The organism is Actinophytocola sp., from assembly GCF_035712165.1.
Taxonomy (GTDB): domain Bacteria; phylum Actinomycetota; class Actinomycetes; order Mycobacteriales; family Pseudonocardiaceae; genus DASYTH01.
This window is the reverse complement of the sequence record NZ_DASTBH010000334.1, coordinates 1-10279: the sequence shown is the minus strand read 5'-3', so window position 1 is coordinate 10279 and position 10279 is coordinate 1. Positions and strand designations below refer to the sequence as shown.

The following is a 10279-nucleotide window of genomic DNA, read 5'->3' as shown; positions in this document are numbered from 1 at the left end:
CAGGTTTGGCGGCGGCGGGTTGTGGTGAGGGTGATGGCGCCGGTGAGCAGGAGGGTTAGGGCGAACAACGTGAGGATGCGGACGTTGGCGCCGGTGTCGGCCAGGTCGTCTTCGGTGGTGGGTGGGGCCGGCGCACCCTGCGGGGCCGGGGGTGTGGCCGCGGGCGGGTCCGGGAACGGGTCGGGCTGATCGGGGCCCGGTTCCAGGATGAAGGTCTGGCGCCCGAATTCTGGCGAGACCTGCAGGATCATGGACTCGAACGGGCCGGGTTGCCAGGGGCCGACCACCCGGAGCAGGTACTCGCGGGCGGGGATGGCGGGGATGTCGAAGTTGCCGTCGGCATCGGTGACCGCCTTCGCCACCGGTTCGTTCGTCCTGGGGTGGACCAGGACGACCTTCGTGTTCGGGATGGGCGCGAAGTTGCCGTCCTGGTTGGGATCCTGAACGAGTCTGCCCTGTGCGGTGGCGGTGGTGCCGCCGACGTTCGCCGTGTCGCTGCCGAACGGGTTGTCGTCGAATATGTCAGCAGAGACGCGGAAGAGGCAGAAGACGCTGACGAACCCGACGGCGCCGGCGTCCGCGGGGACCGGCTCGAAGACGTCGAGCGTTCTGGTCTCGCCCGGCGACAGGGTGACTCCGTCGTCCGCCGCGCGCAGCGGACTCCAGCCCTCGGTGGTGCCGGTGAGCGCGTTGAACCCACCGAAACAGGTCGCGCGAACGTGTTCCAGAACAGTGGATCCGGTGTTGTGCAACACGATCCGGACCCGGGCGTTCGCGCCGACCTGGTACGAGTCGTCCAGGAAGCCCAGCGACGCGCTCAGTGAGTGGGACAGCGGCCGGGTCAGCCGGATCAGGTCCTCGGGGCCGGGTGTCTCGGTGACCGACACCTCCCGCTCCACCAGGACCCACCCCTCGATGAACACGTTGAGCCGGTAGGGCCCGGTCACCACGTCGGTGAACGCGAACCGGCCCGCGGCGTCGGTGGTCTGCTCGACGAACCCGGTGAACCCGTTGAGGGTCAAGCCGACGCCCGCCAACTCCTCGCCGGGATCGAAGACACCGTCGCGGTCCTCGTCGCCGAACACCCGGCCGGTGTAGTCGCCGAAGGTGGTGGTCATCGAGGCGGTGACGCTCGCCTTGTTGTTGACGTAGTTGAGATCGACCGTGTCGGAGGTGGCCGACACGCCGTAGCTCACGATGTCGAGTCTCGGGTTGAAGAACCGGGCGGTCACGTCGAGGACACGGGTCTCGCCCACGCCGACGCGCCCGCCGGGTCCACCGGAGGAGAACTCGCCGTAGTCCGTGAAGTCGACGAACACCGAGCCCGGTGTGAAGTCCTGGGTCAGGCGGACGTGCTCGGCCGCGCCCGGCCCGACGTTGGTCAGCGTGATCCGGATGCGCGGCCGGTCGGCCGAGGTGTAGGCCGGCTTGTCGAACCGGACGGACACCTTCAGGTTCGCCGGCGGGGTCTCCGGTCCGGGCATGACGGTGAAGGTCTGCTCGAAGAGCGCATCGGTCCGCACGATCAGCGTGGGGGAACCCAGCGTGGGCGGACCCTGCGGCCGGTACGGGCCGAGGACGCGCAGATCATAGTTTCCGACCGGCAGGTCGGTCACGGTGAACCGGCCCTGCTCGTCGGTCACCGCCTGCGCCACCTGCGCGCCGGTGTCCGGGTGGTACACCAGCACGGTGACCCCGGGCAGGTTCGTCGACGGGTCGTGCCCCGGGTCCGCCGAGAACTGCACGCGCCCCCGGGCGGACCCGAGCGTCGTGCTCGCCACGTTCGCGCGGGCGTCGATCAGCACCGCCGCGCGCTCCCCGTAACCGGTGGCGCCGAAGCCGCAGAAGGCGAAAACCTGGCCGATCTCGGGTGCTCCGGCCGGCAGCGGCTCGGACACCTCGACCACCCGGACACCGCGCGCCGGCAGGCTCAGGCCGGGGCCGGCCGGGTCCAGCGCACCCCAGCCCGGCCCACCGCGCAGACCGGCCGGTGAGCTGAACTGGTTGCACCGGGCGCTGATCCCGGACAGCGCGGTGCCGCTGATGTTGTCCAGCAGCACGGTGACCCGCACTGTGTCACCTTCGCGGTAACGGTCCTTGTCGAACGTCATCGACACCCGCAGCGAGTCGCTGAGGTGCCGGGTGGCCGGAATGCGGACATCGCGCAGCCGGTCCGACTCGTCGACGGTGATGCGGTCGTCCCGGCCTCCGGCGAAGCCGAAGACCTGCCAGCCGGGCTGGGACTCGCTGTAGCTCACGAAGTACTCGCCGGTCGAGATGCCGGCGAAGGAGAACCGGCCGGAGGCGTCCGTGGTCTGCTGGTGGTTGCCGAACGGGTCACCGCCGGAGAGGAAGATCGTCACCCCGGCCAGGCCGTCTTCGCCCGCATCCTGGACGCCGTTGGTGTTGGCATCCTTGAAGATCAGGCCGCCGAAGGATCCGAGTGCTTGCGCCGCAGGGGTTTCCGCCGGCTCGGCGGCGCGGCTGGCCGGCGGGGTGGCCGGCTCCGAACTGGACGGTGGCTCGGAATCCGCGGAATCCGGTGGTGGCGCGGGATCCGAGGACGGTGGGGCCGGATCGGACGGTGCCGGGTCGGTGGTCGGCGCCGGCTCGGTGGTTGGCGCCGGCTCGGCCGGCGACTCGCTCGGCGGTGGCGTCGGCTCGGTGGTCGTGGTGGGCGCCGGCTCGGCCGGGGTGGGCTCGTCGGCGTTGGCGACGCCGGCGGCCAGCCCGCCACCGAGTAACAGGGCGAGACTCAAGGCGGTTGCGCGCACGGCAAAGCGGCGCGAGACATCAGCGAACACTGGACTGCTCCCCAGCCCCAGGTCTGTACCCGGCAACCCCGACGAGTACGAAGAACGCTCTCTGCCGCCCCAGACAACCGAATTGGACGCGCCGAGCGTAGCAGTACGGTTCCGGCCGCGCGATCAGCATTTTCGTTGGGACGGTGCCGCCTCACCGAAGATCAGCTGACCCGGTCCGGATGCGGGAGAATGCCGGTGTGGGGGTGGAGCGCAGGCGGCACCTGATCATCGGGCTGGCGCTGACCGCGCTCGTGGTCGGGGTGGCCATTCCGTTGCTGCGGGTGGACTCCGACCCCGAGCGGCGGGCCGCGCCGGCTCCGACGGTCCCGCCGCGCCCGGACGTCGGACGGTCCCGCCCGCCGGTCGTCTACGACCTCGACTTCGCCGGTGAGCGGCACGGGTTCGCGCTGTGGGGCCGGTGCACCGACGGCGTCGACTTCCGCTGCGAGCGCCGGCTGCTGGTCACCGAGGACGGGGTGCACTGGCGCCAGCAGGCGTTCGCCGAGCCGGAGCTCGCGGCGCCGCGCCGGCTGACCGGACGGGTGGTCGCGCTCGGCGGGGACCGGCTGGTGCTGACCGACCTCGGCGCCGGCGGTCCGCACGACCGGTACTTCAGCGCCGACGGCGGTCGCACCTGGCGGGTCGCCGCGACCACGCCCGATCTGCGGGTCAGCACCATCCCGGCGGACGCGGTCCTGGAGACCCGCTGCATGGAGCGGGTCCGCACCGGGGCGGACTGCTGGTGGCGCCGGCTGGTGGTGACCCTGCCCGACTCCGGGGAACGCGCCTGGCTGGCCAACCCGCCGGCACTGGACGGTCCGCGGCCGGAGCCGAGGGCGGCCGCCGACGGAAGCTGGTGGGTCACCGGCCGCGACCCGCGCAGCTCGGACTGGAACGTGGCGGTCAGCCGCGACAACGGGGCGAGCTGGTCGGTGGCGGTGCTGCCCACCGACCCGAACCTGTTGCCCGCCGAGGTGACCGTCACCGGGTCCGGGCCGAACGTCTACGCGCTGGCCACCGGCCGGCGGGCGGACGGCTGGGAGTCACGGTCCCTGTTCGCGATCTACCGGAGCACCGACGGCGGCCGGACCTGGACCCAGACCTGGTCGGGCACCGGTGGCCAACCGCGCACGCTGGGCGGGACGGCCGTGGTGCAGCCGGACGGCGCGCTGTTCATCGCGCCGAACGACGTGGGTCCGGCCTACCGCAGCACCGACGGCGGCCGCAGCTTCCAGCCGATACTGGACGGGCCGCGGCTGAACTCGTTGCGCCGCACCAGAAGCGGCTACCTGGCCAACGCCTCGGGCGGGGACGGCGGCCGGTTCCTCAGCTCGCCGGACGGGGTGCGCTGGTCGGACGTGCGCTTCCGTTGAGCATCCCCTCGCAGGTGCGGACCACGATCCGGCAGGCGTCGGCGGCGCGCCGGGACAGCATCGGGTTCTCGGCGTGCCGCTGCCAGCGCTGCCGCAGGTCCGCCGCCACGCGGTGCAGCGTCTCCGGGCCGGCCTCGGCGGGCAGGCCCAGCCGGGTGGCCGGGGCGGTGCCCTCGTCGCCGAGCAGCCGCTCGGCCTCGGCGGACAGCTGCTGCGGCAACCGGACCGTGCCGGACCGCAGCGCCCCGAGCAGCCGCAACTCGGCGAACTCGTGCGCCCCGGCCAGGATCCGCTCGACCTGCGCGGCCAGCCCGCGCCCGTCGTCGCCGCCGGCGCGCAGCAGCCGGTCCAACGCCAGCAGCGCCGACCGGGCCTTGAGCAGGTCCCGCCGCTGGGCGAACTGCACCTGCAGCACGCGCTGCAGGTCGGCCAGCCCGCTGCGGTCCACCAACTCGTCGGACAGCGTCGACGGGCTGCGCACCCCCTGCCGGACCAGCATCGTGGCCAGCCGGATGCCGAACAGCCCGAAGCGCCGCACCAGGCCGCGGCGCAGCTCGGCGGACAGCCCGGCCGGGCCGGGGTCGGCGGTCAGGAACCGGTCGGCGGACAGCAGCGCCGCGTCCAGCTCATCGCGCGGCGCGGCGGCCAGCGCGGTGAGCGCGGTGAACTCGGCGGCGCGCAGGGTGCGGCCGGTGTGCGCGAGCAGCCCGGCCACCGCCACCACGTTCTGGCACAGCCCGCGCAGCGCCGGCTCGGCCCGGTAGCGGCCGGCGATGGCCCGGGCGGACAGCATCGCGTCCACCCGGCCGCCGCCGATCTCGTCGGCCCGGGAGATCACCGCGACCGCGTTGACCGCGGTGGCCCGGGCCACGCCCTGGTCGGAGAACGAGGACAGGAACTCGGCATCGGCGACGTGCAGGTGCCGCATCAGGTACAGCACCGCGTCGGCCTCGGTCGGGGTGTCGTCGTCCGGGTCGAACAGCCGCAGCGTGCGCCGGGCCACGTCGGTGGACAGCGAGGCGATGCCCGGCGTGTCGATCAGCGTGGTGCCACGCAGGCTCTGCGCCGGCCAGTCCACCACCAGCCGGTCCACCCGCTCGGCGGGAGTGCCGCCCAGGTCGATCTCCAGCGCCCCGTCCCGGCGGACCACCGGCAGCGCGGCCGGCGGGCCGTCCTTGGGGTGCACCGTGATCCGCGGGCTCGGACCGTCCCGGTACCAGGTGACCACCCGGGTGCACTCGCCCGCGTCGGTCGGCGCGACCGCCTCCCCGACCAGCGCGTTGAGCAGGGTGGACTTGCCGGCCTTGACCTTCCCGGCGATCGCCACCCGCAGCGGCTCGTCCAGCCGGGCCAGCTGGCGGCGCAGCAGCTCCACGGTGTGCGGCTGGTCCCGGTAGGTGTAGACGGCCAGCCGCAGCAGGTCGCGCACCTCGCCCGTCACCGTGGTCATGACGCGGCCGCCTCGACCAGACCGCGCGCCTGACGCCGCACCGCGTCCAGCCGGGCCAGCTCGGTGGCCAGCTCGGCGAGCCGGGCGTCCCGCTCGCTCTGGGACGCCTTCACCGAGTTCTGCGCCGCCCGCAACGACTCCGACAGCGAACGCTTCATCTGCTCGGCCTGGGCGGTGAAGTGGTCGCGCAGGTCGCGCTGGACCGCGCGGAGCATGTCCCGGGAGTCCTTGCCGACCCGGAAGGTCACGTCGTCGATGTAGCGGCGCAGCGCGGCCTTCGCGTCGTTCTGCCGCCTGGTGACGATCCGCTTGCGCTCGTCGCCGATGCCCCGGGCGCCGAGCAGCACCCCGGCGCCGAGCGAGATCGGGTTCAGCAGCGAGAGCCCGACCAAAGTGCCGAGCATGCCGAACATCAGCACCCCCATGTAACCGCCGCGCACCCCGGTGAGCAGCCGCCGGCCGATGCCGAAGCTCTCGCCCTGCCGCACGGTCAGCGCCCGCACCGAGCGCAGCGCGTCGGACGGCTCGGTGCGCAGCGCCGGCAGCAGGTGCACCCGGTCCTCGTCGAAGTGCTCGGCGACCCGGCCCGCCAGCCAGCGGGCCCGCTGGGTCGCCCAGATGTAGTTGGCCGACGCGGCGGCGGCCGCCGCCTGCTCGACCCAGCCGGCGAACTGGTCCCAGGTCTTGGCCGGGTCGCCGGTGTAGAGCGCCTCCTCGGCCTCGTGGGTGATCTCCCGCAGCCGGTCGCGCAGGTCGTAGTCGATGTCGGCGTTGAGGTCGGCCACCCCGTCGGAGAGGGTCTGCTGCCAGCGCGCGGACCGCTCCTTGAGGCCGGCGGCGCGCTGCTCGGCCGCGGTCAGCGCGCCGATCAGCTCCTGCGCCTTCTCCGGGTTCTGCTGGGCGGACTGCTCGGCGCGCAGGCCGTCGGCGATCTGGTCGGTCACCCCCAGCACGTCGTGCACGGTGGAGCGGCGGGCCAGGTCGTCGGCCTGACCGAGCACCTCCTTGCGCAGGTAGGCGAGCAGCGGCGGGTAGCCGGACTCGGTGTTGAGCTCGTTGTCGCCGGCCCGCAGCGCCTCGAACCGCAGCGTCGAGGAGACGGTGAAGACCCGGGCCTGGATGCCGGCGGCGGCCAGGTGGCCGCGGTCCAGCTCGGCGATGGCGCGCCACTCCGGGTAGAGGTCGGTCTTGGTCAGCACGCAGGCCACGTTCGGGCACACCGCCATGGCCTGGCGCAGGAACTCCAGCTCCGGCGCGGTGTACTCCTGCGCGGCGTCGGACACCAGCAGCACCGCGTCGGCCGACGGCAGCGCGGCCATGGTCGCGGCGCCGTGCACCGAGTTGAGGCCGCCCACCCCGGGGGTGTCCACCAGCTCCAGCCCGCCGGCCAGCACCGCGCGCGGCAGGCCGACCTCGATCTGGGTCAGCCGTTCCCGGTTGCCCGGGTTGCCGGACTCGGCGGCGAACTCGGCGAGCCGCTCGAGCGGTATGGGGGTCCGCTCGAACGGCCCGTCCGGTCCGGCCGAGCGGACCAGCACCGCGCCCGGCTCCTCGGCATGCCGGACCACGGTCGGCACCGAGGTGGCGACGTCGTCGTACACCGGGCAGACCGGCGCCCCGACCAACCCGTTGACCAGCATGCTCTTGCCCTGCTTGAACTCGCCGACGACGAGGACCCGGACGTGCTCGGCGAGCAGCCGGGCCCGGGTCTGTCGCAGCCGGGCCTCCAGATCGGGACGGTGGTACCCCGCGATCGCGTCGAGCGCGAGATCCACCGCCCGTACCAACTCGGTCATGTCCGCCCAGCTCCTCTTACCCGATCGCGTGGTCGAGATCGGGTTCGTCCTCGAGATCGGGTACCTCGTCGAGCAGTTCGTCCTCGACGGGCTCCTGGATTGCCGGTTCGGTGATCTCGTCGAACCCGGGTTCCTCGACGGTGTCCTCGACCGGCTCGGGTTCCTCGGCGACCGGCTCGTTCACCGTGACGGTGTCGTTGTCCTGCACCGTGGTGTCGTTGTCCTGAATGGCCACGACATTGGTGGTGTCGGTGTCCACCCCGTCGTCATCGCTGTTGAACGAGTCGTTGAAGGAATCGTTGATCAGCGTGTCCCGGTCGTCGATCGAGACGAAGTTGAACGTCTGGTCGGTGACCTCGTAGTGCTTGGTGGTGTGCTGGATCTCGCGCACCGCGTCGTGATGGGTGGAGCTGGTCCACTCGTCACTGGTGCAGCGCATGGCTCCGTTGTCGGCCATGAGCAGCCGCGCGTCGCGCACGTCCTGCCCGGTGACGCCGTCCAGCCTGGCCGCCGCCAGCACGCCGTCCGGGTTCTGCTCGAAGGCGGTGCGGGACTCCTCGTCGCTCATCAGGCCCATCAGGAACTCGACGAGCGTGGAGACGACCTGCATGTGAATCACTCCCAACGGGGACGTGGCGAGTGGTCGGGGCGACCCCACGGCGCCCCGACCACGCACGACTGTTCGGATCAGATGGGCAGGTCAAGCTCGTCGACCATGTTGTCGATCTCCTGGTCGATGTCCAGGTCCAGGCGGGTGTCCAGGTCGTTGTCCGCGTCCTGCACCGAGGTCTGGTCGGAGTCGAGGTCGGCGTTCTGGTCGCTGTCGGCGTCCGCGTCGACGTCCACATTGGACTCGGCGGCGCCGCCGTTACCCCCGCTGGCGTCGGCGTCACCACCGCGGCCGGCGATCCCGCCGTTGCCGCCGAAGCCGAACCCGTTGCCACCGGCCGTGTCGCCAAAGTTGATGTTGACAACCCCGTCCTGGTCCACGTCGCCGCCGTTGCCGCCGACGCCGAGGCCGGAGCCCCCGTTGGCGCTGCCGCCGGCACCCCCGGCGGCGTGGCCGCCATTGCCACCGTCGCCACCCACGGTCTGGGTGGTGGTGTCCAGGTCCTGCACCTGGGTGTTCTCCTGGGTGGCGGTCTGCGGGTTGGCCAGTGCGGCCTGCTGGGTCTGCGCCGCGTTCTGGTCCAGATCCAGGTCGAGGTCCAGGTCCTCGGTGAGGTCGGCCAGAAACTCGCTGAGGTTGATCGGGTTGCTCATGACGTTCTCCTGTTCGCTTGGTCGGCTTGCTGCAACCCAAGTTAGGTTTCGCGACGGGCCCTGCCATCGGGGCCGGTTCCGGTCGTGTTTCCGCCGGATACCGGGGGTCGCGCCGGGGTGGCGGCGCGGATTAGGGGGTTTCCCCTAGATCGGCCAATCCCGCTGAACCGCAACACCGAAAGGTACGTGTGGGCACCGGAGTCGTGTCCTACAGACCGAGGGGAATCGGGCGAATGTCTTTTGGCGTGGGTGTTGATATCGGAGGGACTCGGACGACCGCGGCGACACCGGACGGGCGGGCGGTCACACTGCCGTCGGTGGTGTTCGCCGAGCGGGACGGCACGCTGGTGGTCGGCGACGATGCCGAGCGATTAGCCCCGAGCGATCCGGCTCGGGTCGCCCGGCGGTTCATCGGCCGGGTCGGGGACGGCACGCCGCTGCGCCTCGGCGGGCTGGCGGTGCCGGCCGAGGCGCTGGCCGCGCGGCTGGTCGAGCGGGCCGTGGCCCGCCTGGCGGAGCGCGGCGCGCGGGTCGCGGTGACCCACCCGGCCGGCTGGGGTGACCACCGGCTGACCGCGCTGCGCGGGGCCATCCCCGGCGACGTGCTGTTGCTGTCCGCCGCCCGGGCCGCCGCACTGGCGCAGGACGCCCGGACCCGGGTGGCCCCGGGCGCGGTGGTGGCGGTCCACGACCTGGGCGCGTCCGGCTGCACCGCGGCCGTGCTGCGCCGCACCGACCGGGGGTTCGTGCCGGCCGGGCCGACGGAGGAGGTCGAGGTCGGCGGACTGGACTTCGACGAGGCGGTCTTCGAGCACGTCCGTTCCACGGTCGGACCTGCCTGGGACGACCTGGACCCGGACGACCCCGCGGTGCTGGGCGCGGTGGCCCGGTTGCGCCGGGAGTGCGGCACCGCCAAGGAGGCCCTCTCGGCCGACACCGACGTGTCGATTCCGGTGGTGCTGCCCGGAATCCGCACCGAGGTGCGGCTGACCCGGGCCGAGTTGGAGGAGTTGGTCGGCCCGGGCGTCGCGGCCGGGGCCGACGCGCTGACCCGGGCCCTGGCCGGCGCCGGCGTGGCGCCCGCCGAACTGGCCGCCGCGCTGCTGGTCGGCGGGTCCGCCCGGATCCCGCTGGTCACCCAGGTGGTGTCGGAGCGGTTGGGCCGGCCGGTGACGATCGGCCCCGACCCGCAGCGCACGGTCGCCGTGGGCGCCGCGCTGGCCGCTCGCGGGCCCCAGGTGGAACGGACCCGGGTCGGGTTGTGGCCGGCGAACTGGACGCCACCGCCGGTCGCCGCGCCGGAACCGCCGCCGGTGACCCGCCCGGCCGCGCTGGCCGGCCCGCCTTCCCCCGTGCAGGGAACCGGGTTGCTGCGCCGCCTGCCGCGCACCGCGATCACGGCGGCGCTGGCCGGCACGGTCGCCGCGGTCGCCGTGGTCGCCGCGATGGCCATGACGATGAACCGGCTCGACCCGTCGGACGCGGGCGCGGAGACGGTGACCAAGCAGATCCCGAGCCTGCCCGAGCCCACCGTCACCGGACTCGCCCCGGACACCCGGGCCAACCAGCCGGCCCCGGTCGCGACCACGAAAC

At 73.0% G+C, this 10279-nt stretch carries 7 protein-coding genes; 2 read left to right on the top strand and 5 right to left on the bottom strand.

The window, feature by feature from the left end; all coding sequences use genetic code 11:
* The coding region (locus VFO68_RS18805) for an SdrD B-like domain-containing protein (RefSeq protein WP_325159621.1) at window positions 1-2759 on the bottom strand (2759 nt) is incomplete at its 3' end.
* Window positions 2760-2983: 224 nt separating this feature from the next.
* Here VFO68_RS18805 and VFO68_RS18800 point away from each other — a divergent pair.
* Window positions 2984-4177 carry a sialidase family protein gene (locus VFO68_RS18800; protein ID WP_325159620.1) on the top strand — a complete coding sequence of 398 codons (1194 nt, stop codon included), beginning with the start codon at window positions 2984-2986 and terminating at the stop codon, window positions 4175-4177.
* Here VFO68_RS18800 and VFO68_RS18795 read toward each other — a convergent pair.
* The 4 genes from VFO68_RS18795 to VFO68_RS18780 form a co-directional block, all read right to left on the bottom strand.
* Complete coding sequence (locus VFO68_RS18795; protein WP_325159619.1) at window positions 4131-5627, bottom strand: dynamin family protein; 1497 nt, start codon at window positions 5625-5627, stop codon at window positions 4131-4133. The genes VFO68_RS18800 and VFO68_RS18795 overlap by 47 nt on opposite strands.
* Window positions 5624-7423: a dynamin family protein gene (locus VFO68_RS18790; protein WP_325159618.1), complete on the bottom strand. Its 1800-nt coding sequence runs from the start codon at window positions 7421-7423 to the stop codon at window positions 5624-5626. Before VFO68_RS18790 ends, VFO68_RS18795 begins: the two co-directional genes overlap by 4 nt.
* A gap of 16 nt (window positions 7424-7439) precedes the next feature.
* The gene (locus VFO68_RS18785; RefSeq protein ID WP_325159617.1) at window positions 7440-8033 is read right to left on the bottom strand and encodes an IniB N-terminal domain-containing protein; all 594 of its coding nucleotides are present in this window, start codon (window positions 8031-8033) and stop codon (window positions 7440-7442) included.
* Window positions 8034-8110: 77 nt separating this feature from the next.
* On the bottom strand, window positions 8111-8686 hold the full coding sequence (locus VFO68_RS18780) for a hypothetical protein (RefSeq protein ID WP_325159616.1): 576 nt from the start codon (window positions 8684-8686) through the stop codon (window positions 8111-8113).
* 233 nt (window positions 8687-8919) lie between these two features.
* Between VFO68_RS18780 and VFO68_RS18775 the strand changes: the two genes are divergently transcribed.
* The coding region (locus VFO68_RS18775) for an Hsp70 family protein (protein ID WP_325159615.1) at window positions 8920-10279 on the top strand (1360 nt) is incomplete at its 3' end.

Coding starts and splice junctions, on each gene's coding strand:
- VFO68_RS18790 (WP_325159618.1), bottom strand. CDS start 7,423: ATGACCGAGTTGGTACGGGCGGTGGATCTCGCGCTCGACGCGATCGCG.
- VFO68_RS18785 (WP_325159617.1), bottom strand. CDS start 8,033: ATGCAGGTCGTCTCCACGCTCGTCGAGTTCCTGATGGGCCTGATGAGC.
- VFO68_RS18780 (WP_325159616.1), bottom strand. CDS start 8,686: ATGAGCAACCCGATCAACCTCAGCGAGTTTCTGGCCGACCTCACCGAG.
- VFO68_RS18795 (WP_325159619.1), bottom strand. CDS start 5,627: ATGACCACGGTGACGGGCGAGGTGCGCGACCTGCTGCGGCTGGCCGTC.
- VFO68_RS18800 (WP_325159620.1), top strand. CDS start 2,984: ATGCGGGAGAATGCCGGTGTGGGGGTGGAGCGCAGGCGGCACCTGATC.